We start from the raw sequence: 25,738 nt of genomic DNA, 5'->3' as shown, positions 1-25,738 counted from the left end.
GCACATACCTCATCATAAATTAGAATCAACTACAGCATACCTTCCAGTGTATAAAACATACCCTGAGACGTAATGCAAAACAGGATCTACATATTGGTAGTAAGTCGTGATACCATCAAAATTTTTTAGTGACAATGAACTATTTTTTGCTCTGTTGCTGTAATAATTCATCGCTACATTTACAGCTTGTTTAAAGTTAGCCATGTGTGTCACAATGCTTCCATTTATCTCATCGTAATTTATCTGATACACATCAGATACAATTGTACTGGATTTTCCAAGGCTTTTGTTTAAATCATCTATCACTTTACCATCCAGCAATTTGACTGTGATCCTATCTATATTAGATGTCAAGTTTAAAGCCTGAGGTGAAAAATTTATGCTGAAATTTGGAGTCCTTACAACAATGCTTCCACTTTTGCCGCTAAAGCTTTTTGGGATATTTAAAACCCATGTGTTTGTATCTTTGTATTTGTATCCAGTCAAATCTACTGTGTATGCACTGGAACTTGCAGCATCATTTCCAAGCGTTATATAGACTACATTACCTGATATATTCGTAGTTGTACTGCCTATTACATCCGGCACACCAGTATCGTACTTTGAGTTAGTTGAAGAATCGGTGTATGCAGATGCATAAGCAAAGCCGCTATTGCCTTTATCATTAATAGGCCTTAACTCAAAATTGTAAAGAGTATTTGGGCTTAGCCCATCAACGTAATACTCCAACTTATCTGTTGATGCGATAAAGGAATAATTTGTATCAATGCTTCTTTTGCCGTATATCTCATAGAGATTTGCACCATTTACGGCATTCCAGTACAAATGTATCGCGTGATCATTTCCGTAAATCGTCTGGGCATAAAATCCAGATGGATTGTCTGGCGCTGTCTGAACATACATAAATCCGCCTGATAGCACAGCATCTGCGTAATCCGGGTTCAATATCCTTACATCTACTTTTCCAGCGGTATGCTGTGGCGTGACTACAGTTACAGTGGTGTAATTATTGACAACCACTGACTGAGCCAATGCATCTCCAAAGTAGACGAGAAGTCCCGTTTTGAAATTGTCACCCACAATCGTTACGGTATCTCCTCCTCTTGTAGATCCTGTATTAGGAGTTATAGATGTTATAACAGGGTTTGCACCTGTCTTCACATAAGTAAATGCACCTTGCATTGTTGTACTTGCTCCGTCATCTACGTTGTACACCGTGACATCTATCGGCACATTGAGTAGACTCGGATCGCCTGCCGGGGTCTTGACAACTATTTCTGTACTACTGCTTGATACAACCGTGGCTTTATTACCTTCAAAGTACACCGACACATTGCTTCTAAAGTCGCTGCCAGTTATTGTAACAGTTGTACCACCTGCAATGCTTCCTTTAGAAGGATCTACTTTAGTTATGGCAGGATTTGAAACAGGTGAAACATACTCGATGTTTGCTGTAACCATACCACCATCCGGATTTACAATCTTTAATGTCTTTATACCTATATCGCTCATCGCTGGTGCTACAAATTTTATCTCACTGCCGCTTACTACAGTGACATTTGTCACTTCTACATCATCAATGTAGACTTTAGAGCCGGGTCTTACAAGAGTGTTACCGTCATATATAGGTACAGCAAAATTAGAGCCTACGACAATGACGTGCGTCGTACCATTTACGTTGACTTTTGGTGGTACAATACCGCTTATTGTAGGTTTAGATTGAACGTACGTAAAGCCATTGTCAAGATATCCTATGCCTGTGTCGTAGTTTACGACAGATACCCTTACAGGCCCCGGCACATTGGGAGGCGTCACAACCTTCAACGTTCCATAGTCTACGTATATTACCTTTGTGGCTTTCACATTGCCAAAGTACACATCAGGTCCTATAGGATTGCCATCGCTGTCTTTTAGGATATTGCCATTTTGGTCTTTTGCTATTCTAAAATCTTGCCCTGTTATGGTGATGGTGTCACCGCCATACGTAGAACCTGTATTTGGATCTATCTTCGTTATGACAGGCAAGCTGTTTGGGACGACGTAAGTAAACCCTGCTTCACCACTGTGAAGTCCATAGGTGTAGTTGCCACCATCGTAGTTTATAACTGTGACGTAAGTCATTCCCGGATTTCCTGGCGGCGTCATAGCCTGTATGGTGGTGCCGTCAGAACTTACAGTAATGTTCGTGGCAAGTTGTCCACCGATATAGACTTGTGCTCCACGCCTAAAATCGCTTCCTGTTATTGTTATTGCCGTACCGCCGTTTACAGTGCCTTGATCTGGCGTTATCGACGTTATGACGGGATTTGATTCAGGAACAAGGTAGTGGAACTTCTGTGGGGATTTTGCTGTAGCCGTATCAGGGTTTACTACTGTTATGTCATACAGTCCTGTGTACTGCATATCTGGCACAACTGCGGTTATAGTATTCTGATCTATTACGTACACATCGTCCATAACCGTATTGCCTATATAAACTGTTGCACCTTCGCTGTCGCCTATTTTTCTCGAAAAATCACTGCCAAAGATGTACACAAGAGTACCTTTTCCACCGTAATTGGGAGACACGCTGGTTATTTTTGGGTTTGTCTCAATAAGCAAGTATTCAAATCCATCCTGCAATGATGCCGTACCGCCATCTGATGGATTGATAACCTGCACTATCTTTTGCCCCAATGTACCTGCAGGTGTCACAGCATTTATTACAGTATTCCCCGATGTGACACTTGTCACATTAGCTTGTACGCCATCTATGGTGACAATACTTCCTGTCTCAAAATTGCTGCCTGTAATAGTAATCTGTGTACCACCCTTTGTGGGGCCTTTATTAGGATTGACAGAAGTAATCGTGGGAGTCTTCTGTGTATCTTTTATTTCAAACCCGTTTTTAAGTGTGACTGTGCCGCCTGCCGAGCCATTTACCCCATCGTAGTTGGTAACCGTCACATCCTGCCATCCTACCGGATAAGGACTTGTCGTAACAGGCACTATCGCTTTTATCTGTGTGCCTATGTTTAACTTCTTGCCATCTATGATGTTGCCACTATTGTCCACAACGCTTATTACTTGTAAATTTATATTTCCTATAGTTACCATAGGGTACACAGGGACATATACACCATTTTGCACAGTTTGTCCAACATAGAAATCTGTCCCTGTTATTGTTATTAAATTTCCTCCGTACTTAGAGCCAAAATTTGTAAACACATTTGTGATAGTAGGTGCAGTATAGTAGTAATACCCATTTGCCATCGTTGTAAATCCACGGTTTTGATCCGCATCTTTATTGACAACTTTCACATCAACATAACCAAGGGCACTGCTTTTGGGCGTTATGACAGTCACTATTGACCTATTGCTGGAATCAATAGTCAAGTCTTTTACAGTAGCCAAGACACCTCCAAAATACACGCTGACGCCTGGTCTTATATCAAATCCTTGTATTGTGACAGTATCACCGCCTGCTCTACTACCGCTATTAGGAGATATGCTTAATATTTGAGGATTTGAAGGAAGCGGATTGTACGTAAACTTATTAGCCGGCGAGCTTTGCTCGGAGTACTGCATAACGACATTTCCATTAGAATCCATAATCGTGGTTTCAACTGTCACTACTACATCCACAGACATGGGCTGTCCTGGCGGGTTTAAAGTAATACTTGGAGACAATACCTGCAAAATCTCCTGTCCTACAGATGGTGCATAAACACTTTCTATTACAGCTTTATTACCACCAAATGTCACATAAAGCTTCCTTACTCTCGTACCAACTACGTTCTGCCCTGTCACAGGATCTGTGTAAGTGTAGCTGCTGTTAGTATATGTTATCTCCGTATTATCTGGATTTGCGGTATATGTGGACGGATCGTCGCTTCTTTGGAAGTTGTAGCCCCAGATAGTCACATCTGTACTGCCATTTTCATATCCACTGTATGGATTCATGTCTATAGCCACAAGGCTGTCTTGAACAGCAAGGTAAAAGTATCCGTTTTGCTCTGTTACAGTGTACCCTGTAATAGGGTCTATTATGTCTACATTCACAGGCCCTGATTTTGAATAAGGAGGTGTTGTAACCTGTATGGCATCCATGTTGTTTGTAAGGCCAGGCAAACTTACCATTTGAACGTTTTGCCCTTGAACACCACCAAATTTCACTATAAGATCTTGCCTCAAATTTTGGCCGACTATGATGACCTTCGTGCCGCCAGACACTGTGCCTGCATTAGGCGTTATGCTGTCAATCGTTATGATTGATGGTGTAGGAATTATTTGAAGTGCATTTACCAATGTGACTGTTGCACCATTTGATGCAATGATATCGATGTTTTGATATGGCAACGTCGTATCCTTTGGAGCAGGCACTACTACGCTCATCTCGGTATCGCTTACCACCGCAACATTGCCGCTATTTACAAGGTTTTCCCCAACGTAAACTCTCATGCCACTGCCAAGCGTAGAAAACCCATGACCATATATCGTTATAGTATCGCCTACAATGGCTGTATACTTTGATAAGCTTGTTATATCCTGATTGACTGCAGATAAATTCGTACTGTATGTATTTGATTGACCACCGTATATATTTGTCACGTTGATATTGTATGTTGTATAAGGATCGATCCTTATGCTGGAAGGTATATCTGAAATCAAGACAGAGCCGCTTTGGGACACCACATTTGACGTCTCACCGTTTATATTCCCTACAGCTATATCGCTTAAATTGCTGCCTTCCATTCTTATGTACGACTGTGGCTGCGATATACCTGTCACATTGCCACTGGAATCTCTCGTCACAGTCTTATAATTATCCAATGCTGCACTTTGTATATTAGGATTGTCGATGTATGTGAATCCGTTAGGTATAGCTGCACTTTGCCCATCGCTTCTATGGGCGATAATCATGTAAGGCTTATTCAATAAAAGGCCTGCAGCACTCATTGTAGGAACCTTTGCGTATATCTTGCTTTCATTTACACTAAGTATGGTAAGCTTCGTGTTGTCCGAAATAGAATCGATGTAAACCGCATCAATTTGAGATGTCATGTTTCCTGAACTGTCAAATGTCATAAAAGCACTGCCATCTATCTCTATAGCTGTGGATGTATCATAAGGTCCTTTGGCAGGTGACGCCATAGTGCCATCATAGCGCAATGACTCGACAGAAGTTATATTAGGTGGATTTGAAGCATAAGCTTTCGACATATTCCCCGGGAAAAACGAAAACAAAATGACAAATATCAACAATAGCGACACAAATCTCTTCATCCCACATACCCTCATTTCATCAAATACTTTATTTAAATAGTTCTATGAATGCAAATGAAAAACTATATAATCCAATATTTATATCGACACTTTTCTTTGAAATTTTATAGTTAAAAGCATAAAAAAAACGCTGCAATAAATGCAGCACACCATATTGGGTTGGGGGTGCAGAATATAAATTAATTATGGGGAAAAGGGGAATCATTCTTACATGTCCTATTATATTACAACAATTTGTCGAAATAAATAGGTCTTAAGACCCAATTAATCCAAAATTTAATCATTTATTTGTAATTTTTTCTTCAAATCGGCTTATTTTCAGCATTTTATAAAAACGGATAAAAAAATCTTTTTCGACAAAATATATTAATATTCTACAAGATAATTCAATATAGCAAACTGACAAAGGAGGTATTCAAATGTCAATATTGGAAATAAATTTTGTCCCTGTTGGAACAGGTAGCGCTTCTTACTCAAGTTTTGTACAAGAGGCAGTAGAACTTTTAAACACGAGAGGCCTCAAATACACCGTTACACCTACATCGACAGTAATCGAAGGAAATACAGGAGAGCTTATGAAAGTAGCAGAGGAAATTCACAACATACCATTTAAAGATGGAGCAATGAGGGTAGTGACAAACATCATGATCGATGAAAGGCGGGATAAGCCTGATAATATGGAAAAGAGGGTAAGTGAAGTAATCAGTTGATAGAATAAGCGCTTCTGCGCTTATTCTATCTTTGTTATGGCTTTTGTCAACTCGTTTATAGAATTGGTCAGGCTATCTAATTTACCTTCGATTCTAACTAAAAGGTAAATGCTTACTACTATTGGAAACCCAAGATTGGCGATACCTGTAAAAATCTCATTCATGATAACCCTCCTTTACATATTTACAATGCCATTCTTGCATAAAAGCTATGGCACTGTTCAATAAATTTAAAAGCGGGGTTGCCCCCCGCCGTATTATTTGACTGCAAATTCTTTTTCGGTTGTGGATACAAGGCTGGCGCTAACTGCTTCTACCAGTTCACCGCCATTTGTGTCAAATATGTTTTTTGAAATTATAGTATCCATTGCTGCTTTAACTTGGCTATCAGTAAGCGTTTCAAGTGCGTTATCCACATTTATTCTGAAATTACTGCCAAGCTTATTTTTGAAGTTCATCTGAAGCTGTACCGCCACTTCTATACCCTCCCTTCTTCCATAATCATCTTAAATTATTACTGCTGAGCCAGATCTACTTGGTTTATGCGGGTCACAGACTTCACAGGATATGTTTGAAGTCCGCTTAAAATTGCAGCCACATCCATGACATCCTGATCAAGGGCAGAACTTTTAATGTTGTTGTATGTCCTGCTTCTTATGACGTCGACACCTCTTTCGTCTTTTCCAGTGATGTATGATATGGAAATCCTTGAGCCTTGTGGTGTAGATATAACCGCCATTTTAACACCTCCTTTTAGTTTTTACACTTATAATATAGAAAAAGCGAAAAAATCTTACCCATAAAAAAACAGGAAATTATCATAAAGATAAGTTCCTGTTTTTAATGTATTTACTTTGCCAGCTCGTATATGGCACGGGCGTATATTTTGGCATTTAAGACGAGATCGTCTATCTCAATGTACTCATTTGCCTGATGGTCAAGATCTGGTTTGCCTGGGAAAATCGGCCCAAATGCCACCATGTTTTTCATCTCTTTGGCGTACGTTCCACCGCCAATCGACAATGGCTCATCTTTCCTTCCAGTCACATCCTCATAGACTTTCATAAGAGTCTTTATGAGGATGTGATCTTTAGGAAAATAAAGCGGCGGCTGATGCATCATGTTTTCAAATCTCATGCCGTGTTCACTTATTTTCGCATTAAATGGATTCATCAGATCCTCGTACTTATAAGTTACAGGATACCTTATATTTAAACCTATTGAGCCGCTTTCCTCGTCAAAATTGATAGTTCCTACGTTAAATGAAAGCTCTCCTGTATCATCCTTTAGGTAAACTCCAAATGTCTTGCCATCTGTCTCAAGTCCGACATTTTTCGCAAAAAAGTCTATGAAATCTTTCACATCGTCTTCATCTTGATATATGACATTTAAAAACATCAAAAGCTGCATTATCGCATTCTTCCCAAGATGTGGAAGACTGCCATGAGCTGATACGCCGCGGGATTTTACTATAAGCATGTCGTCTTCTACTTCGCTATCTAAATCAAAGCCTGAAACATCCTTAAACCTCTTAACCTCATCACGAAGAGCTTTTCTTTTGTCTTCATCTTTCACATAAATACCGCATTCACAGTAGTCTGGAACCATATTAGGTCTATTGCCACCCTTTATATACTTAATAACCATATCTTTAGACTTCTTTTCAAAATCTTTTACTACCTCAAACATGGTAATGCCTTTTTCTGCGTATATGACTGGGTAATTGGCATCTGGTGTAAAACCTATTGATGGTGATTCATCGTGTTTGAGGTAATACTCTATTTCTTTAGAGCCTGTCTCTTCATTTGTACCAAAAAGTATCCTTACCCTCTTGTTTAATTTAAGCCCAGAATCTTTAATGGCTTTTAATGCATAAAGAGCAGCCATTATAGGTCCTTTATCGTCTGTTGCCCCCCTGCCGTATATCTTGCCATCATGGATTTCGGCTCCATAAGGTGGATAATCCCAGCCGTCCCCTTCAGGCACTACATCCAGATGCCCTAAGACGCCTACTATCTCATCGCCTTCACCGTATTCTGCATATCCTACATATCCGTCTACATTTTTCGTCTTGAAGCCCAATCTTTTAGCTATGTCTAAAGCTAATTCCAACGCCTTTGCGACTCCTTCGCCATAAGGCATCCCCGGCTTCATGTCCCCCTCAGTGCTTTTTATCTTGATGATTTCCTGCGTCGACTTGACTAAGTCGTCTTTTAAAGCATCTACATATTGATCTAATACCATAAAAAGCCCTCCTATTTATTTACTTTAATTACATTATAGTCCCTTTTTAAAAAGAAATAAAGCAATACGAGTTAAACTCGCATTGCCTCAAAAGTTATTCGTCATCCCTTAAAGCCCGTAAATATTTATTTGCATACCTTCTGTAAAGAAGAAGCGCTGTTGCTGAGAAAAATACAGGCCCAATTATCATCCATATAGTAGACGTGTAGTCACCTGATGTCATAGGCTCTATAATGGTGAAGAAATTTGCAAAACCTACCGTAGCTGCACTTAAAATAGTGACAGTCATCACCATTCCTTTGCTTTTAAACACTTGATATCCTTTTTTTATGCTGCTTTTGCCTTTAAAATAAGGATATGCGATGATTAAGAACATATAAGGCAGTGTCATGGCAACATTAGCCATCAAAACAAGCCTTGTGAAAAATACCTTCGCGATATCTCCGCCAAATGACACCAAAAATATCATAGCCACCACGATGCCGCACTGAACCCATATAGCCACTTTTGGTATTCCATCTTCAACGTAACCTATGTTGGAAGGCCATAGTTCTTTCGGAGTACCTTCTACAAGCTGTTTAAGCGGTGCATAAGCAAGCGTGAAAAACGCTCCTGTAAGCGCTAAAAACATGGATATGCCTACGATCCTGGCAACCCAATTTCCCAGTGATACGGATGCTGCTTGACCCATGCCTAAACTTGTCCCCAACTGATAGCCAAGATTATTCATTATAACGTACGCCACATTGGCTAAGTTTATCTTGTCAGAAGATAAAACATCTTTCCAGTTTGTAAAAATACCGATTAAGAAAATACCAAGCGAATAACCCACAGCTATTATTGAAGCAGCTATCATCATGCCTCTCGGGAACGTCTTTTCAGCATTTTCCGTCTGATCTACGACACCGCCCACTACTTCTGTGCCACCGTATGCAAAAATTGCAAATACCACAAATGACAAGACAGATAGCGGTGTTGCATAGGAAGGGTTTGGCGATGCCACAAACGAGCTAATTCCCGTAATCGGCTCTTTAAATTTCCCGCCTGTAGCAATAAACACTATCAAAGAGCCAACTAACAAAACAACGTTTAGCAAAAGTACAGCCGTGCCACCTATAGAAGCTACTTTTGAGACACCGCTTAGCCCTTTGCTGGCCACAAAAGTTATGACGATGATAAGGATTATTCCCAGCATTCCCAGCGTCTGAGTTGAATTAAGCCCTAAAAAGTGAAGCTCAGATGTCTTGTCGCTTCCAAATATGGCATTCGAAAGTGGAATCCAAATCGTCGAGCATATGTTTACAAGCCATACAACATACGATGCATACCACATAAAAGTGCCTGTAAATGCAAAAAGCGGTCCTACGGATTTCTCCATCCATGTATATATACCGCCGCTTTCTTCTTTAAAAGCAGCACCATACTCAGCCATCATAAATGCAAATGGGATGAAAAACGTGATGCCTGATAAAATATACCACGGAATAGCGCCATATCCCATAAGGTAGAAAGATCTGGGCATATTTGTAAAACCAAAGACAGACGTAAATATCATTAAAATCAATGATAATTGGGATAACTTCTTTCTAGCATTTTCTTTTGTTGTCATCTGATTCCTCCTTTTGTTTAATTATTAAATTATTTTAATACATTTATTATAATTTAAACTTGCGATTTTTGCAATATTTAAGCATTTTCCAGCATTTCTCATCTAAAATTCATCAACCATTCTTCTCCAAATACGAGATAATTAAGTCAAAAAGCTTTTTTCTTTCTCTTTTATTATTGACATCTGAAAGCTCAATATTCTCTAAAAACAAAATATCTTTACCTGTTCTCACTTTGTAGTGTAAACATGATTTATAAAGAATTTCTCTTAAACTTTTTGTAAGTTTCAAAAGAGAACAAATCTTTTCAATCAACATAACTTCTTCTTTTTTGAAAAAGCTGTCATCAACTTTTGCAAAATTCTCAGCTTTTTTTATGAAAGCATCAATCTTTTCAATATTACCTTGAATAAACTCCAAGACATCTTCTTTAGAAACCGTATCAATGCCAACTCTATCTGAAACCACTTTAATTAAAAAGATCCTATGTTGCTCTATGTATTTTGATGCAGAAATATAAAAGCCACTGGCCTCCATATCGCACAAATCTTCCTCTAAAAGTTCTGGACTTGAAATAGGCTTATCAAAAGTTTCGATAGAACATTCCTTAAAATCATGCTTCAAAAGCACATCTGTATAGTAGTCTTTTCCAGTTGAAGCATCTTTTATTTTATTGATAAGATGCGGTGTGCCTATTTGAAATCCATCTTTTGCACCGCAAATGCCTATATTTACTACAATGTCACCATCATTAGGCGGTGTTTTTGCTAAAAGATATGATGTAGCTGCAGCACAATTAACCTTGCCAACACCCGTTATTATCAATCTCATGTTATCGCTTTTAAAAATTTGATAAAATCTTTCGTCCACATCTTTCTTCAAATTGTAATAATCTATAATAGGCTTTGCCTCCACATACATAGATACAGATATGTAAACCATAATTCCTAAACTCCTTTTTTAACTTTGCAAAACGCCTATAATATTATAATTCTTTTACCTTGACTTAACAAATAAATTTTAATTTTATGCCATAGTAAATATGTAAGCAATAAAAGTCAGGTGTCAATGGTAATGAAAAAGGCGGGAGGTGCATTCCCGTCTTTTTCTGTGTATATCTACTCATTTTGGAATAAAGTAAAACGCAATGCAGCACCTAAATTTTCATTATAGGTGGAGATTGCGGCTACTATTTTTGTTCAATCAACTCTATATATGATTGCTCCAAGACTTCTAAGCTTATCCTCGATGTTTACATAACCTCTATCTATATGGTAAACATCGTTTATAATGGTCTTTCCATCCGCTATAAGTCCTGCTAATATTAGTGCAGCTCCAGCTCTTAAATCTGTTGCCTTCACTTCTGCACCTGATAAATGATCAATACCTGTTACGACTGCGGTTCTTCCTTCGATTTTTATATCCGCACCCATCCTTTTTAGCTCGTCTACATGCATAAATCTGTTTTCAAACACTGTCTCTATGATTACACTGGTTCCTTTCGCTCCAGCCATCATAGCCATCATCTGAGCCTGCATGTCTGTAGGAAAACCTGGATACGGCAGTGTCTTTATGTCCACTGCTTTATAGCTTTCACAACCTTTTACCCTCACGCCTGTGCCTTCTTCATACACTTCAATACCACACTCGGTTAATTTGGCAATTATGGGCTTGACGTGATCGACTATGACATTTTCTATAAGCACATCACCGCCAGTCATGGCAGACGCAACCATGTAAGTACCGGCTTCAATTCTATCTGGTATGACAGTATGTTCTGTGGCTTTCAGCTCTTTCACGCCTTCTATCCTTATTGTGTCTGTGCCAGCACCTTTTATGTTAGCTCCCATCTTATTGAGAAAATTGGCAAGATCCACTACTTCCGGCTCTTCGGCTGCATTTTCAATGGTAGTAAGCCCATCTGCAAATACGGCAGCCATCATGATATTCTCCGTTGCGCCAACGCTTGGAAAGTCCAGATAAACCTTTTTGCCTACAAGTTTTTTAGCTTTTGCTTCCACATACCCATGACCTATGTCTATCTCCGCCCCCAGAGTCTGAAATCCTTTTAAGTGCAAGTCTATAGGTCTTGTCCCTATGGCACAGCCACCCGGCAGCGATATCTTTGCATGACCCAATCTTGCCAGGATAGGCCCCATCACAAGGAAAGATGCTCTCATCTTTTTAACCAGTTCATACGGCGCCTCCACATCTTTTATGTCCACATTTATCTTAAGCTTTCCATCCTGAAATGTACATTTGGCACCTAAAAACTTTATAAGCTCTATCATCACATTCACATCTTTAAGCTCTGGCACATCATCTATAATTACTTCACCTTGCGAAAGCAAAGATGCTGCGATGATAGGCAAAACAGAATTTTTCGCTCCACTTACCTTTACAGTGCCCTTTAGCGCAGGGCTACCTTCAACGACAATCCTCGTGTATACCACCCTCTATTGTTAATATTCTATTGCTATAACAGGTGTTGCCAGCCAGATATATGTTTTGTCATCGTAACTGCTATACCTTACTGCAACGTTCAAATTTATTTTTTCACTACCAATCTCAATATATTCCTTAATTTTATTTGTGTGAGCAGAAATACTGACTAAATTTTCATCATTTAATCCTTCTACTTTAGAAGCATCCGTGTCCTTCATCACTTCTTCTAATATACTACTTATTTTGCCATTATTCAACTTTCCATCGTATGTACCGACAAAACACGTAGCAATCTCTGGAGTAAGACTTAAACTTGAATACGCCTTTTTGATTTTTTCATCCTCATTGACAACATCCTTATTTCCATGAAGCAAATATTCGTCTATTAAAATGTATGTTTCATTAGCAGCATCGTTTTTGACGCTTTGTACGACAATTGAAATTTTTTTGTCTTTAGCGTCGTATTCAGCATCGTACTGTCTGAAATTGGACTGATCAAGTTTCGAAACTTTAACAACTTTATCGTCAATTTCCAACGATTTTATAAGATTTTCTACAATTTTATTCATTTGACTAAAAGGCGTAAAATCGGAATTCAACTTCGCCCATCCGTTGATATTTGCGTACTGGTACGATGCCCCAGTTTTTGAAAAAGCCTCTTCTATGACTGAAACATCATTCCCTTTTGCAGAAAACGCATCCATCTGAGAGTTTAACATAAAAACCACCACGACTATTGTAACAGCAATCAATGATAACTTATTAAACATATTCATTCCTCCAAAATCAAAATAAAAGTGGGCGGTATCATACGGTAAATTCACAAGGGGGATAATAAATTCACCATACGTTCCGCCCAACCTAATATAATTATTGACAATTTTAATGTATTTATACATAAAAACATCCATCAATTTAACGATGGATGTTTAAACTCCTTAAAGCACTTTATAATTTTTAAAGGCAGCGTTATACGCTGCCTTTAAATTCATCTACTTTTTCATCTGTCATGCCAAATGCGTATTTTATGGCTTGTACAATGCGCCTTGATGCATTACCATCCCCATATGGATTTACTGCATTTGCCATCCTGTCGTATTCATTTTTATCTGTCAAAAGTAATTTTGCTTCACTGTAAACTCTATCAAAGTCCGTTCCTATTATCTTTACAGTACCTGCTTTAACTGCTTCAGGCCTTTCTGTAACATCTCTTAATACCAAGACAGGTTTTCCTAATGATGGCACTTCTTCCTGAAGTCCTCCTGAATCTGTCATAACCATGTAACACCTTTTTAAGAGGTTGTGCATCTCATCCGTATCGATTGGATCCAGCAGCAACACATTGTCAAGATTGTCAAGAACGCTAAATACCGTATCCCTTACGATGGGATTTTTGTGAACTGGATATATGATATACGTATCCTTAAAATCGATGGCTATTTTCCTCAATGCATTGCATATATTTTCTATTGGCAAACCCCAATTTTCTCTGCGATGTGCCGTAACAACGATGACTCTTCTGTTATTGTAGTCAACGTCATTTAACCTGTCATCCCGAAAGATGTAATTTTCCTTCACAGTGTATTTCATGGCATCTATGACAGTGTTGCCTGTGACAAATATGCTGCTTTCATCTACGCCTTCTTTTATGAGATTTTCCTTTGCAGTCTGTGTCGGTGCAAAGTGCAAATCTGTAAGAACCCCTGTAAGCTTTCTATTCATCTCCTCAGGGTACGGAAACCATTTATCGAAAGACCTTAACCCTGCTTCTACATGGCCTACCTTTATCTTTTTGTAAAAAGCCGACAAAGCAGCAACAAAGGTCGTAGTGGTATCGCCGTGAACCAAAATCAAATCAGGCTTTTCCTTCTCCAAGACATCGTCAAGCCCTCTTAAGACAGATGATGTTATGTCGGATAGTGACTGGCTTTCCTTCATCACATCAAGGTCATACTTAGGAATGACATTAAAAAGCCTCAGCACCTGATCAAGCATGTCCCGGTGCTGAGCTGTAACGCACACGACTGTATCTATTCCATCGGCACATTGAAGCTCTTTTACAAGCGGTGCCATCTTAATCGCCTCAGGCCTTGTGCCGAAAATAGGCATTACTTTTAGCATGTCTTCAGCTCCTTATATTTACACATTCATGTTTTTAGCTTTGTGCCCATAAAGTCCCATCTTGTCTGCGCCCCACAAAACAGCTAAAATAGCAATAATCAATATGATGTAGCCTTTTGCACCGTTTGTGGAGGATATAAGTATCGCGCTTAAACCTAAGAACAAACTTACACCGTACATGACAAAAACCGCCTGCTTCTGCGAAAGGCCCAACGCTAAAAGCCTGTGATGCAAATGCCCTTTGTCTGCCTCCATGATAGGCTTTTTATTTGCCAAACGCCTTATTATTGCAAATATCGTGTCAAATACCGGAACGCCAAGAGCTAATATGGGAACAGCAATCGCAATGGCAGCAGCCGATTTTACTGCACCTTGTATAGATACCGCCGACAAAATGAAGCCTAAAAACATGGCGCCAGTATCGCCCATGAATATCTTGGCAGGGTTGAAATTGTACGGCAAGAATCCCAGTGCCGCTCCAGTGACAGCAACAGTAATAAGCGCAGTAGCATATCGCCCATTTAGCAAAGACACCACAAACAGCGAACCTGATGATATGGATGCTATACCTGCAGCTAATCCGTCAAGTCCATCAATAAGGTTCATGGCATTTGTAATACCTACGATCCAAAATATACTAAGAGGTATCGCAAAAACACCCATATTTATCATGCCATCGCCAAATGGATTTGTAAGCCAATCGATCCTTACACCGCTTAAGACAACCACAAATGCCGCTAAAAGCTGTCCTAATAGCTTCACTTTAGCTTTTAATTCGTATTTATCGTCAAATATCCCTAAAGCGACTATTATCGTGCTTCCTGCAATGATTCCAAGGTTAGTCTCCGATTTTGGCAAAAACAGAAGCATACTTAAAACTGTACCAAAGTATATAGCCAATCCGCCTATAAGCGGTACAGGCTTATTGTGAACACGTCTTTTATCCTTTGGTATGTCGATGGCTCCGATTTTATAAGCCAACTTCTTTGCCGCTGGTGTAGCCATAAGTGCAGCCACAAAAGCCACAACAAACGACAAAATGTATATTTTCATTTTAACACTCCCCTGAACTTATCATAATTATATAATATTCCACCAACGCCATTATTGTCAACTATTTATCGTCTTTCCATCTTCACAACTTCTACAGAAGCTTCCTTCAAATACTCAAATGAAAGGTTATCAGGGTAATCCCCTTCATAGACAACTCTTTTTATGCCTGCATTGATAATCATCTTGGCACACATAGAACACGGGCTTGCACTTACATAGATAGTAGCATCTTTTGTGCTTACACCGTTTAATGCGGCTTGTATTATGGCATTCTGCTCGGCATGAGTGCCTCTACAAAGCTCGTGTCTCTCACCTGATGGTATGTTTAGGCTTTCCCTCATGCACCCTACTTCCTCACAGTGTTTAAGACCTGTGGGTGCACCGTTGTACCCTGTCGATATGATGTGCTTGTCCTTCACAATGACAGCACCAACCTGCCTCCTCAAACAAGTAGATCTGGTCTTCACCACATCTACCACCATCATAAAATACTCATCCCACGATGGCCTCATCTTTACGTTCCTCTTACTTCGTTCCGAAAAGCCTGTCACCGGCATCGCCAAGACCGGGCACAATATATCCATGCTCATTTAGCCTCTCATCTATGCAAGCTAAATAGATAGGCACTTCCGGATGATCCCTGTGAACAGCTTCTATCCCTTCAGGTGCAGCTATGAGGTTGACAAGCTTTATGCTTTGTGCACCTCTCTCTTTCAGAAAGTGTATGGCAGCAGATGCGGATCCACCTGTTGCAAGCATAGGATCTACTACAATGAGATCCCTCTCATTTATATCAGAAGGCAACTTGCAGTAGTATTCAACAGGCTTCAATGTCTCGGGATCCCTGTAAAGCCCTATATGTCCAACCTTAGCTGCAGGTATAAGCTTCATCATGCCATCTACCATGCCAAGTCCTGCTCTTAAGATTGGCACTATGCCTAACTTTTTGCCAGCTATAACCTTCGTCTTGGCAACCGCAATAGGTGTCTTTACTTCTATCTCTTCCAATGGAAGATCTCTCGTCACTTCATACGCCATAAGCATAGATATCTCTTCTACAAGCTCTCTAAATTCCTTTGACCCTGTATTTTCGTCTCTTATCAAACTGATTTTGTGCTGTATTAATGGATGATCTAACACATAAACATTATCGTACATTCATTTACCTCCTATGTCATCTCGAGTATTTTTTTTCAATCTCAGAAATCTTGTCGATCCTCTTTTGATGCCTACCGCCTTGAAATTCTGCGTCAAGCCATTCATCCACCAAAAGTGCTGCAAGACCTGGTCCTACAACTCTCCCCCCCATGCAAAGCACGTTTGCATTGTTGTGCTCTTTTGAGTACCTTGCTGAAAATGCATCAGATACGTGCGCTGCCCTTATGCCAGGCACTTTATTGGCAGCAATCGATATGCCAACGCCTGTTCCACACAAAAGTATGCCTTTCTCATACTGTCCGCTGGCTACAGCCTCTGCCACTTCTCTGGCGTAATCAGGATAGTCTACAGACTCTTCACTAAATGTACCGAAATCCTTATACTCTATCCCTCTTTCTTCTAAATGTTTCTTTATGGCCTCTTTAAGCTCATAGCCGCCGTGATCAGAACCTATTGCAATCATTGAAAAGCTCCTTTCTACAATTTTTCTATTATACGCATTATAGATGCATATATTTCCTCTGCAGTTTTCTTGTACACATCTATGCCTCTTCCAAACGGATCCTCAATATCTCCACTTTTATCTGCGAACTCATTTAACGTAAAGACTTTATCTGCAAATTCGGGATGTCTTTTTAAGATAAACTCCCTTTGCGCCTCTGTCATAGTCAAGACTAAATCGGCATTTTCCAAGTGCTCTTTTTTTATGCTTCTGGATTTGTGATTTGATATATCAATGCCGTATTTTTCTTTTAAAACCCTAATAGATTCATCTGTGGCTGGCAATCCATCGTAAGTCATAGTGCCTGCTGATTCCGCTACATGAGATAAGCCTTTCTCCCTTGCTATATGGTTAAATATTCCTTCAGCCATGCTGCTTCTGCATGTATTTCCTGTGCAAACGAATAATACCTTCATAAAATACATTTTTCTCCTTACACATTGATTTCCTTGTATCCAGCGGCTTTTTCAAGCCTATTCATTATAGCTAGTCCAATTTCATCATAGTCAAACCCTTCAGCGTACACTACATCAACGCCTTTTTTGTCGAATTCCCTAAGACACCTAAACAGATTTTTAGCGATAGTCTCCGGTCTTTCCCTGTTGCCTACTACTAAAACTTCCCCATTTCGATATTTTTCGCATGTTTGCTCTGTTGCCATTATACCAACTTTTTTGCCATTATTCAATTGAAATTCTGTCAACTCTTGTATTTTTTTTATAACATCGCCTATATTTCCCTTGACTATGTAGACTTCTGCATCTGGTGAATAGTGCTTGTACTTCATGCCTGGTGATTTAGGCTTTACATCCAAAGAAGGCTTTTTATATACTATAGGATCTACTTCAACACTGCCAACTACGCCCATTATCATCTCTTTTGTAATACCACCTGGCCTTAAAATGGTAGGAATCTCTCCTGTCATGTCTACCACTGTAGACTCCACACCTACATCACAGCTTCCACCATCTATTATCATGTCAACTCTGCCGTAAAGGTCGCTAATAACGTGTGAAGCATCTGTAGGGCTTGGCTTACCGGATAGATTAGCACTTGGAGCAGACACAGGTATGCCAGCTCTTTTTATAAGTGTATGTGCAATCTTATTAGACGGCATTCTAATGGCTACAGTATTCATTCCGGCTGTATTTATAGACGGAACAATATCAGACTTTTCAAATATCATTGTCAATGGTCCCGGCCAAAACTGACGTGCCAGCTTTAACGCATCATTTGGGACATTTTTAGCATATTTAAAGAGATCTTGAAACTCTGAAATATGCAAAATAAGTGGATTATCCTGAGGTCTACCTTTAGCTATAAATATCTTCGCAACCGCATCTGGATTAAGTGAATTTGCACCAATGCCGTAAACCGTCTCTGTGGGAAAAGCCACAAGGCCTCCATTTAGAAGTATAGTTGCCGCCTCATCAATTAAATTCATATCCGGATTATCTCTGTCAAGCTTAACTACTTTTGTCATTTGTCACAACCCTTTCAATCATTTCATAAAACTCTCGTAATTATTATACCACTAATGATTCCCGCAATCATTCCAAATACAGAAATCCTTCCCCTGTACAAGTCTCTCGACTCAGGGATCATCTCACCGCAAGTCACATAAAGCATGGCACCGCCAGCAATGCCCAGATTTAAAGCTATGAAAAAAGGGGATACCTCGCCCATATAGACGCCAGCAATAGCCCCTAAGCCTGTAGGTATACCTGCCAGTATTGCGTACATCATGTTTTTAAATGGCGTTACACCACCTATCGATAGAGGCGTCGCCATAGCTATTCCTTCAGGTATGTCGTGAAGGGCAATGACGAGTGCAATGCTTAAGCCGAAACTGCTGGATGACATAAATCCAGAGCCTACAGCAAGTCCTTCAGGAAAATTATGTATTGCAATGGCAAATCCCATTATTATCCCCTCTTTTAAGTAGTTATTTATTTTCTCCTTATCAGGCAGTATATCTTCAAAAAACACCACGATTAAGACACCTGCTATAAGTCCCAACATGCCCACATTCAATCCACCTGTCTCAAAAGCATGTGGAAGCAAATCAAATGTGACTACAGACAACATGAGACCGCCTGCAAAACCCAGTATCGTGCTTAAAAATCGCTTCGATGGTTTCCTCAAAAAAAATGTCATGGCACCACCTGTACCAGTGCCTATTATGCCGATAACAAACCCCAACACAACAACATGAAAATTGCTCACAATATCACCTCATCTAAGTAAAATTTATTCTGCAAAAAAGCATAATATGATATGTGGCAAAATAAAATCTACCCGGATGGTAGGAGGTCCATCCGGGTAGAAAAGCGCCCTCAATGAGGACAGCTGGGGGGCAATATTTATATTTTCATAATGTGAATCATTAAAGTGTTTTCTTTATTATAAATGAGAAATCAATAGTGGGTCAAGTTAAAAAAATTTAACAATTTAAAAAAATATATAAGTTGTGTAAGTAGCAATAATCTCTTTCAGATAATTCATTTAATGCTAAAAGAAAAGGCTTTGTAAGCATCACTGCATGCTTTCAAGCCTTTCTGCCTGATCCTCTGCCAAAAGTGCATCGATTATTTCGTCTAAATCGCCATCTAAAACCATCTGCAATTTGTAAAGCGTAAGTCCTATCCTGTGATCTGTAACTCTACCTTGCGGGAAGTTATAAGTCCTTATTCTCTCGCTTCTGTCCCCTGTGCCAACTTGCAGCTTCCTCGTCATAGAAATTTCTCTTTCTTTTTCTTCTCTGGCCATCTCATAAAGTTTAGCCCTAAGTATCTTCATGGCTCTTTCCCTGTTTTGAAGCTGTGACCTTTCATCTTGGCACGATATGACTATACCTGTGGGTATGTGGGTAAGCCTTACAGCCGAGTCAGTTGTGTTTACGCTTTGCCCACCGTGTCCACCAGACCTAAACACATCTATCTTTATGTCATTTGGGTTTATCTCTATGTCTACATCTTCTACTTCCGGCAATACCGCAACTGTAGCAGTAGATGTGTGTATCCTTCCGCCAGCTTCTGTGGTGGGTATCCTCTGAACCCTGTGAACGCCGCTTTCAAATTTAAGCCTGCTATACGCTCCTTTGCCGGCTATGCTGAATATGACTTCCTTAAATCCGCCAAGCTCCGTAGCATTGGAGCTCATTATCTCGTACTTCCAGCGTTTTTTCTCTGCGTACATGGTGTACATCCTAAAAAGGTCATATGCAAAAAGTGCAGCTTCTTCGCCACCAGCTCCTGCCCTTATCTCCATTATGACATCTTTCTCATCGTTTGGATCTTTCGGAAGCAGCAGAAGCTTTATCTCATTCAGGAGGCTTTCCTCTTTCTCCTCCAGGCTTTTTAGCTCATCCTCTGCCATGTCTTTTAGCTCGTCATCCATCTCGATTAGCTCTTTAGTTGACTCTATGTCATCTTTGACCTTTTTATACTCTCGATACTTTTGGACGATTTCCTCTAATCCAGCCTGCTCTTTCGCCATCTTCTTCCATTCATCCATGTCTTTCATGGATTCAGGATCGCTTAATTTCTGACTAAGCTCCACATATCTATCTTCAATTGCCTTAAGTTTATCTATCATCATCTCACCTCAAAAGCTGATTATATCACATAAATAATATTTTTAAAAGTATCAAGAACCAAGCCATTTCCCTAAAACTACCCTGTCTATTCCTTGAAGGTCTTTTACGATTTCTATATTGCCATATCCACCATCTAAAAGTATTCGTGATACATCGCCTGCTTCATCATATCCCACTTCAAATGCTATTATACCGCTGCTTTTAATATATTCTTTAGAATCTCTGACTATCTTTCTGTAAAATAAAAGACCGTCTTTTCCTCCATCAAGGGCTATCTTAGGCTCTTTTTTTACTTCTTCCTGCAATTTATCAATATCACCACTTCTAATATACGGCGGATTTGACACAATTACATCAAACTTAACATCTTTCGGCACCGATGAAAATAAATCGCTTTTTAAAAAGACGATCTTATCTAAAACACCGTTCTCATAAGCATTATCTCTCGCAACAGATAAAGCATCGTCGCTTATATCAACTGCGTATACTTTCACATCTTTGTATTTCGCTATGCTTACAGCAATAGCACCGCTTCCAGTGCCTATATCCAATACCATATCGTCTTTCTGAAGCCTCTTTAAGACTTCCTCTACTAACACCTCTGTATCGTTTCTCGGTATTAAAACATTGGGACTTACTTTAAATATAAGTCCCATAAAATGCTTTTTCCCAACTATATATTGATAAGGCATACCGTCTTTTCGCAAGTCCAACAAACCTTTGTATCTTTCAAAAATATTTTCGCTTAACTCTTTATCTCTATTTACAATTATGTATTCCCTTCCTACTCCTAATAAAAAAGATAAAAGTCCTTCTGCTTCAAGCCGCGGTTCTGACACATAATTTTTAAGATACTGTTTCCCAAAATTTAAAGCATCAAATATCTTCAAAAGCTTTTCCTCCCTCATCTTCTAAAACACTTTTTAAAGATGCTATGGCTACCTCTAACTGGCTGTCATCAGGTTCTTTTGTGGTAAGCTTTTGAAGAAGCAGTCCCGGATAAACAAGTGCTGCTATCACCTTATTATCGCTATGACCAGCTATTTTTATCACTTCATACGATATGCCAGCAACGACAGGCAAAAGCAGTATTCTGGATATTATCCTTATGTATAATGAGGGCCATCTTAAAAACGAAAATACGATAATTGACACAATCATTACTATAAACAAAAAGTTTGTGCCGCACCTCGGATGAAGCGTCGTATACTTTCTGGCATTTTCAACGGTAAGTTCCTCTTCATGTTCGAAACAGTGTATCGTCTTATGCTCAGCACCATGGTATTCAAACACCCTCTTTATGTCTTCCATCCTCGATATGAGCGCAAGATACGCGATGAATATTGCAACCCTTAGGACTCCTTCAAAAAGGTTTATGAAAAACGTATTTTCGGTGTATCGCTTTAAAAAGCCTGCCACATAAGTTGGCCCTACGAAAAATACGATTATGGATATAGCCAACGATAAAGCCACAGAAAGATACATTATGACATCATCCAGTTTGTCGCCAAAGACCTTTTTCAAAAATATCTCAAACTTAGAAGGCTCCTCATCTCCGCTTTCACCTTCTATCAATTCAGCAGAATAGCTTAATGTCCTGATTCCAATTATCAAAGAATCTATAAGTGCAACTGTTCCTCTTATAAATGGCACTGACAGTATCTTATGCCTTTTGGTCAAAGGCTTTACCATATCCTTTTTTACAACTATATCATTTCCACACCTTACAGCAGTAGCTATGCTGTTGTGGCCCCTCATCATTACACCTTCTATTACTGCTTGTCCGCCAATATCCGTCTTCTTCATTGCAGCACCTCCTTAAAAATCAATTTAAGTTCGCGGGACTTCGTGGCACTTTCTGCACCTTGCTTCATAAGACTCCTTTGCTCCCACCATTATAATAGGATCATCGTAATTGGCAGGCCTACCATTTATAAGCCTTTGTGTGCGAGTAGCGGGATTGCCACATTTCATACATATAGCAGTAAGCTTGTCGACGAATTCAGCTATGGCCATCAATTCCGGAGTGGGACCAAATGGCTCACCTCTAAAGTCCATGTCAAGCCCTGCACATATGACCCTTTTTCCGCTGTCAGCGATCTCTTTTACGATGTCTACTATTTCAGAATCAAAAAACTGAACTTCATCTATAGCAAATACATCCGTATCTTCTTCAGCGTATGTCAATATATCAGATGCCTTTACAATGGCAATTGCGTGCATGTTGTCACCATTATGAGATACGACTTTATCTATGGAATACCTGTCATCTATGGCCGGTTTAAAGACTTGAACTTTTTGCTTGGCAATCTTGGCTCTTTTTATCCTTCTTATAAGCTCCTCACTTTTTCCACTGAACATAGGACCAGTTACAACTTCTATGTACCCGTGGTCTTTAGGCCCGTACATCATAATCCACCTCTTAAGACAAATAGTTTAAGACAACAAAAAGCTTGTTAATAAAATTCAGAAAAATTTATCAACGCTCACAAATTTCGCTTATCTAATATATCATCGATTCATTCCGCTTGTTTGGCTAACGCCGTCTATGCGTTGTGACGGCTTTCGCTTTCGCTCATACGCCAAACTACACTACATTCATCGTGATATATTACGAAAGCTTCATTAATCGTTCGCTTATGATAAATTTTTACACTAATTATATAAATAACAATTAATTTTTCATTATATATTATGAGCTGATTCCCTCCATGTACGTTTCATACAATAAAAGGTTAGAGCAATAACTCTAACCACTTCATTATTTTGTATCCAGATTGTATTTTTTCTTAAACCTTTCTACCCTTCCACCTGTATCAATCAACTTCTGCTGACCAGTAAAAAGTGGATGGCACTTTGAGCATATTTCAACTCTAAGTTCTTTCTTTGTAGAACCTGTCACAAATGTATTTCCACATGCACACCTTACAACTGCATCATGATAATAAGTTGGATGTATTCCTTCTTTCATCGCCTTCACCTCTTTCAAACCGAAATTACACTTAAATGATTATATCACACATAATATATAATATCAAGATTTATAAAGTTGGGATCTTATGGCCTCTATAAACTCTGCATTAGTCCTTGTCCTCATAAGCCTATCTATCAATACCTCAGTAACTTCATTAGGCGCAATGCTGCTCATGGCCTTTCTTATCATCCACATTGCTTCCAGCTCTTTTTGCGAAAGCAACAATTCTTCTTTCCTTGTACCTGATTTGTATATATCAATTGCAGGAAATATACGCCTTTCTTGCAGCTTTCTGTCAAGATGAAGCTCCATGTTGCCTGTTCCTTTAAACTCCTCAAATATGACATCATCCATGCGGCTTCCCGTCTCGATTAAAGCTGTAGCTAAGATTGTCAAGCTTCCACCTTCTTCAATATTTCTGGCAGCACCAAAAAATCTCTTAGGTGGGTGAAGTGCCGACGGATCAAGACCACCAGATAGAGTTCTTCCAGATGGAGGCGTCACAAGATTGTATGCTCTTGCAAGCCTTGTTATGCTGTCCATGAGAATAACAACATCTTTGCCATATTCCACCAGTCTTTTCGCGTATTCCAACACCATCTCTGCCACTTTTGTATGGTGCTCTGGAAGTTCATCAAAAGTGGAGTATACAACTTCGCCTTTTATAGACCTTTTCATGTCTGTAACTTCTTCAGGCCTTTCATCGATGAGAAGCACAATAAGGTGAACTTCAGGATGATTTATAGAAATGCTATTGGCTATCTTCTTTAAAAGGGTAGTCTTGCCAGCTTTCGGTGGAGCCACGATCATTCCCCTTTGGCCTTTTCCTATAGGAGCTATTATGTCCACAAGCCTCATAGCAAGTTCTGTTGGAATCGTTTCAAGTTTCAATTTTTCATCTGGGAAAATAGGTGTAAGCTCATCGAAAGGAATCCTCTTCTTGGCAAGATCCGGACTTTCACCATTTATAGACTCTACATAAAGAATTGCGGAATATTTTTCTCCTTCTCTCGGAATCCTTGTAATTCCTTTTACTTTATCACCAACTTTAAGCCCAAACCTTCTAATCTGCGATTGTGATATATAAATATCTTTATTGCCTTGTATAAAATTATCAACTCTTAAAAATCCATATCCATCAGGCATTATGTCAAGAACGCCCTCTGCAACCACGTCTCCCTGAGTCTCTATAAGCTCTTTCAATGGCTCAGATACATCACTTATCAGTGGAAGCCCTTCTTTTATAAATATGCTGTTGTTTTTCCTTGGCTCTTTTTCTTTTTCTTCGGACTTTTCTTCCTCTTTCTTTTCCTCTGTCACATCTAAAGATATATCTTCCTTGACACTTTCTTCATCTTCGTATGCTTCATCTTCATGCTTAACCTTTATTGCCTCATCTATATCCTTTTTGGCTTCCTCCACATTTTCTGTGATATTTTCTTTGCTTCTTAAGCGCATCCTTAGCTTTCTTCTAAGCTCCTCATAATCTGCATCTGATTTTTCAAGCTCCTCCACTGGTATGCTTATCTTCCCTATGGTCTTTTTCTCTTCCTCTTTACCAGATTCTGCTTCTTCTGTCTTTGCATCATTGTCTTCTGATACAGTTTCTATGATTTTTTCAGTATCAGATGCTTTTTCTTCTACACCTTTTTCAGAATCATTTTCATCTTCTTGTCCTTCTAATCTTGCTTTCTCATCAAGATTTTTTTCTAAAGACAAATTCTCTATATCATTTTTTGCTTCTTCGTCTGTCTTTTCCTCAAGCTTAATCTGTTTTGACTTCTCTACGATAAGCTCTTTTAACTGTTGCTTCCTGTATTTCGTAATGCTTTTTACGCCATATCTTTTGGCTATATCCCTAAGTTCTGCAAGGGATTTCCCTTCTAAATCATTAAAATCCAAAAAAAGGCACCTCCTGAACAAAATAATTATTCTTATTGTAAAATGGGATTTTATTAAAAAATTTTTAAATAATATTTTTAATAAAAAAGAATTGTTTTAGATTGGTCTTAGAATACACGGTTATAATATTTGTAAATAGATAATGATGTATTCTTGAGC

General features: G+C 39.2%; 24 protein-coding genes. 1 reads left to right on the top strand and 23 read right to left on the bottom strand.

Going from position 1 to position 25,738, the window contains the following annotated elements:
* Positions 1 to 12: 12 nt before the first annotated feature.
* On the bottom strand, positions 13 to 5,265 hold the full coding sequence (locus HNR52_RS07775) for an IPT/TIG domain-containing protein (RefSeq protein WP_435620213.1): 5,253 nt from the start codon (positions 5,263 to 5,265) through the stop codon (positions 13 to 15).
* Positions 5,266 to 5,684: 419 nt separating this feature from the next.
* On the opposite strand from HNR52_RS07775, the gene HNR52_RS07770 reads away from it, so the two are divergent.
* Positions 5,685 to 5,975 (top strand): MTH1187 family thiamine-binding protein, encoded by a 291-nt coding sequence (locus HNR52_RS07770; RefSeq protein WP_435620212.1) that lies wholly within the window; start codon positions 5,685 to 5,687, stop codon positions 5,973 to 5,975.
* Positions 5,976 to 5,995: 20 nt separating this feature from the next.
* Here the strand turns inward: HNR52_RS07770 and HNR52_RS07765 are convergent, their stop codons facing one another.
* From HNR52_RS07765 to rho, 22 genes are all read right to left on the bottom strand, one after another.
* Positions 5,996 to 6,139 carry a YvrJ family protein gene (locus HNR52_RS07765; protein WP_013788915.1) on the bottom strand — a complete coding sequence of 48 codons (144 nt, stop codon included), beginning with the start codon at positions 6,137 to 6,139 and terminating at the stop codon, positions 5,996 to 5,998.
* Between the two features lie 93 nt (positions 6,140 to 6,232).
* A complete protein-coding gene (locus HNR52_RS07760) occupies positions 6,233 to 6,451 on the bottom strand; it encodes a DUF2922 domain-containing protein (RefSeq protein ID WP_013788916.1) in 219 nt (72 codons plus the stop codon).
* A 38-nt stretch (positions 6,452 to 6,489) separates the two neighbouring features.
* A complete protein-coding gene (locus HNR52_RS07755) occupies positions 6,490 to 6,714 on the bottom strand; it encodes a DUF1659 domain-containing protein (RefSeq protein WP_435620211.1) in 225 nt (74 codons plus the stop codon).
* 110 nt (positions 6,715 to 6,824) lie between these two features.
* Positions 6,825 to 8,219, bottom strand: coding sequence for a dipeptidase PepV (pepV, locus tag HNR52_RS07750; RefSeq protein WP_435620210.1), 1,395 nt, complete (start codon positions 8,217 to 8,219; stop codon positions 6,825 to 6,827).
* A 94-nt stretch (positions 8,220 to 8,313) separates the two neighbouring features.
* Positions 8,314 to 9,828 carry a glutamate/gamma-aminobutyrate family transporter YjeM gene (gene yjeM, locus HNR52_RS07745; protein ID WP_435620209.1) on the bottom strand — a complete coding sequence of 505 codons (1,515 nt, stop codon included), beginning with the start codon at positions 9,826 to 9,828 and terminating at the stop codon, positions 8,314 to 8,316.
* A gap of 112 nt (positions 9,829 to 9,940) precedes the next feature.
* Positions 9,941 to 10,768, bottom strand: coding sequence for a 5'-methylthioadenosine/S-adenosylhomocysteine nucleosidase family protein (locus HNR52_RS07740; RefSeq protein WP_435620208.1), 828 nt, complete (start codon positions 10,766 to 10,768; stop codon positions 9,941 to 9,943).
* Between the two features lie 257 nt (positions 10,769 to 11,025).
* Positions 11,026 to 12,279 (bottom strand): UDP-N-acetylglucosamine 1-carboxyvinyltransferase, encoded by a 1,254-nt coding sequence (murA, locus tag HNR52_RS07735; RefSeq protein WP_435620207.1) that lies wholly within the window; start codon positions 12,277 to 12,279, stop codon positions 11,026 to 11,028.
* A 9-nt stretch (positions 12,280 to 12,288) separates the two neighbouring features.
* Positions 12,289 to 13,041, bottom strand: a complete 753-nt coding sequence (locus HNR52_RS07730) for a YwmB family TATA-box binding protein (protein WP_041592136.1) — start codon at positions 13,039 to 13,041, stop codon at positions 12,289 to 12,291.
* Positions 13,042 to 13,240: 199 nt separating this feature from the next.
* Entirely contained in the window at positions 13,241 to 14,392 is a 1,152-nt protein-coding gene (gene wecB / locus HNR52_RS07725; RefSeq protein ID WP_435620206.1) for a non-hydrolyzing UDP-N-acetylglucosamine 2-epimerase, read from the bottom strand.
* A gap of 18 nt (positions 14,393 to 14,410) precedes the next feature.
* Positions 14,411 to 15,445, bottom strand: coding sequence for an MraY family glycosyltransferase (locus HNR52_RS07720; RefSeq protein ID WP_435620205.1), 1,035 nt, complete (start codon positions 15,443 to 15,445; stop codon positions 14,411 to 14,413).
* A gap of 65 nt (positions 15,446 to 15,510) precedes the next feature.
* Positions 15,511 to 15,957 (bottom strand): deoxycytidylate deaminase, encoded by a 447-nt coding sequence (locus HNR52_RS07715; RefSeq protein ID WP_041592137.1) that lies wholly within the window; start codon positions 15,955 to 15,957, stop codon positions 15,511 to 15,513.
* Between the two features lie 13 nt (positions 15,958 to 15,970).
* Positions 15,971 to 16,603: a uracil phosphoribosyltransferase gene (gene upp / locus HNR52_RS07710; RefSeq protein WP_013788926.1), complete on the bottom strand. Its 633-nt coding sequence runs from the start codon at positions 16,601 to 16,603 to the stop codon at positions 15,971 to 15,973.
* Between the two features lie 16 nt (positions 16,604 to 16,619).
* The gene (gene rpiB / locus HNR52_RS07705) at positions 16,620 to 17,066 is read right to left on the bottom strand and encodes a ribose 5-phosphate isomerase B (protein ID WP_435620204.1); all 447 of its coding nucleotides are present in this window, start codon (positions 17,064 to 17,066) and stop codon (positions 16,620 to 16,622) included.
* A gap of 14 nt (positions 17,067 to 17,080) precedes the next feature.
* A complete protein-coding gene (locus HNR52_RS07700; RefSeq protein WP_435620203.1) occupies positions 17,081 to 17,521 on the bottom strand; it encodes a low molecular weight protein arginine phosphatase in 441 nt (146 codons plus the stop codon).
* Between the two features lie 17 nt (positions 17,522 to 17,538).
* A complete protein-coding gene (locus HNR52_RS07695; protein WP_435620202.1) occupies positions 17,539 to 18,588 on the bottom strand; it encodes an L-threonylcarbamoyladenylate synthase in 1,050 nt (349 codons plus the stop codon).
* A 23-nt stretch (positions 18,589 to 18,611) separates the two neighbouring features.
* Positions 18,612 to 19,331 (bottom strand): ZIP family metal transporter, encoded by a 720-nt coding sequence (locus HNR52_RS07690; RefSeq protein ID WP_435620201.1) that lies wholly within the window; start codon positions 19,329 to 19,331, stop codon positions 18,612 to 18,614.
* A 309-nt stretch (positions 19,332 to 19,640) separates the two neighbouring features.
* Positions 19,641 to 20,702: a peptide chain release factor 1 gene (prfA, locus tag HNR52_RS07685; protein ID WP_013788931.1), complete on the bottom strand. Its 1,062-nt coding sequence runs from the start codon at positions 20,700 to 20,702 to the stop codon at positions 19,641 to 19,643.
* 51 nt (positions 20,703 to 20,753) lie between these two features.
* Positions 20,754 to 21,593, bottom strand: coding sequence for a peptide chain release factor N(5)-glutamine methyltransferase (gene prmC / locus HNR52_RS07680; RefSeq protein WP_435620200.1), 840 nt, complete (start codon positions 21,591 to 21,593; stop codon positions 20,754 to 20,756).
* Positions 21,580 to 22,509 carry a DUF1385 domain-containing protein gene (locus HNR52_RS07675; protein ID WP_013788933.1) on the bottom strand — a complete coding sequence of 310 codons (930 nt, stop codon included), beginning with the start codon at positions 22,507 to 22,509 and terminating at the stop codon, positions 21,580 to 21,582. Before HNR52_RS07675 ends, prmC begins: the two co-directional genes overlap by 14 nt.
* Positions 22,510 to 22,533: 24 nt before the next feature.
* On the bottom strand, positions 22,534 to 23,115 hold the full coding sequence (locus HNR52_RS07670) for a thymidine kinase (RefSeq protein WP_435620199.1): 582 nt from the start codon (positions 23,113 to 23,115) through the stop codon (positions 22,534 to 22,536).
* Positions 23,116 to 23,464: 349 nt separating this feature from the next.
* On the bottom strand, positions 23,465 to 23,674 hold the full coding sequence (rpmE, locus tag HNR52_RS07665; protein WP_013788935.1) for a 50S ribosomal protein L31: 210 nt from the start codon (positions 23,672 to 23,674) through the stop codon (positions 23,465 to 23,467).
* A 63-nt stretch (positions 23,675 to 23,737) separates the two neighbouring features.
* On the bottom strand, positions 23,738 to 25,579 hold the full coding sequence (rho, locus tag HNR52_RS07660; RefSeq protein WP_435620198.1) for a transcription termination factor Rho: 1,842 nt from the start codon (positions 25,577 to 25,579) through the stop codon (positions 23,738 to 23,740).
* Positions 25,580 to 25,738: the final 159 nt, after the last annotated feature.

The sequence above is a fragment of the Thermoanaerobacterium thermosulfurigenes genome, from assembly GCF_051201035.1.
Classification (GTDB): domain Bacteria; phylum Bacillota; class Thermoanaerobacteria; order Thermoanaerobacterales; family Thermoanaerobacteraceae; genus Thermoanaerobacterium; species Thermoanaerobacterium thermosulfurigenes.
Note: the sequence above shows the minus strand (reverse complement) of the source record. Positions and strands in the feature narration are given on the sequence as shown.

What these genes read in the sequence shown, in the direction of transcription:
- pepV (WP_435620210.1), bottom strand. Translation starts at nt 8,219, where the DNA reads ATGGTATTAGATCAATATGTAGATGCTTTAAAAGACGACTTAGTCAAG.
- prfA (WP_013788931.1), bottom strand. Translation starts at nt 20,702, where the DNA reads ATGATAGATAAACTTAAGGCAATTGAAGATAGATATGTGGAGCTTAGT.
- HNR52_RS07740 (WP_435620208.1), bottom strand. Translation starts at nt 10,768, where the DNA reads ATGGTTTACATATCTGTATCTATGTATGTGGAGGCAAAGCCTATTATA.
- HNR52_RS07730 (WP_041592136.1), bottom strand. Translation starts at nt 13,041, where the DNA reads ATGTTTAATAAGTTATCATTGATTGCTGTTACAATAGTCGTGGTGGTT.
- HNR52_RS07765 (WP_013788915.1), bottom strand. Translation starts at nt 6,139, where the DNA reads ATGAATGAGATTTTTACAGGTATCGCCAATCTTGGGTTTCCAATAGTA.
- yjeM (WP_435620209.1), bottom strand. Translation starts at nt 9,828, where the DNA reads ATGACAACAAAAGAAAATGCTAGAAAGAAGTTATCCCAATTATCATTG.
- HNR52_RS07670 (WP_435620199.1), bottom strand. Translation starts at nt 23,115, where the DNA reads ATGATGTACGGGCCTAAAGACCACGGGTACATAGAAGTTGTAACTGGT.
- HNR52_RS07715 (WP_041592137.1), bottom strand. Translation starts at nt 15,957, where the DNA reads ATGAGGCCATCGTGGGATGAGTATTTTATGATGGTGGTAGATGTGGTG.
- HNR52_RS07775 (WP_435620213.1), bottom strand. Translation starts at nt 5,265, where the DNA reads ATGAAGAGATTTGTGTCGCTATTGTTGATATTTGTCATTTTGTTTTCG.
- HNR52_RS07755 (WP_435620211.1), bottom strand. Translation starts at nt 6,714, where the DNA reads ATGGCGGTTATATCTACACCACAAGGCTCAAGGATTTCCATATCATAC.
- HNR52_RS07700 (WP_435620203.1), bottom strand. Translation starts at nt 17,521, where the DNA reads ATGAAGGTATTATTCGTTTGCACAGGAAATACATGCAGAAGCAGCATG.
- HNR52_RS07695 (WP_435620202.1), bottom strand. Translation starts at nt 18,588, where the DNA reads ATGACAAAAGTAGTTAAGCTTGACAGAGATAATCCGGATATGAATTTA.
- upp (WP_013788926.1), bottom strand. Translation starts at nt 16,603, where the DNA reads ATGTACGATAATGTTTATGTGTTAGATCATCCATTAATACAGCACAAA.
- HNR52_RS07675 (WP_013788933.1), bottom strand. Translation starts at nt 22,509, where the DNA reads ATGAAGAAGACGGATATTGGCGGACAAGCAGTAATAGAAGGTGTAATG.
- rpmE (WP_013788935.1), bottom strand. Translation starts at nt 23,674, where the DNA reads ATGAAAGAAGGAATACATCCAACTTATTATCATGATGCAGTTGTAAGG.
- rpiB (WP_435620204.1), bottom strand. Translation starts at nt 17,066, where the DNA reads ATGATTGCAATAGGTTCTGATCACGGCGGCTATGAGCTTAAAGAGGCC.
- wecB (WP_435620206.1), bottom strand. Translation starts at nt 14,392, where the DNA reads ATGCTAAAAGTAATGCCTATTTTCGGCACAAGGCCTGAGGCGATTAAG.
- HNR52_RS07720 (WP_435620205.1), bottom strand. Translation starts at nt 15,445, where the DNA reads ATGAAAATATACATTTTGTCGTTTGTTGTGGCTTTTGTGGCTGCACTT.
- HNR52_RS07770 (WP_435620212.1), top strand. Translation starts at nt 5,685, where the DNA reads ATGTCAATATTGGAAATAAATTTTGTCCCTGTTGGAACAGGTAGCGCT.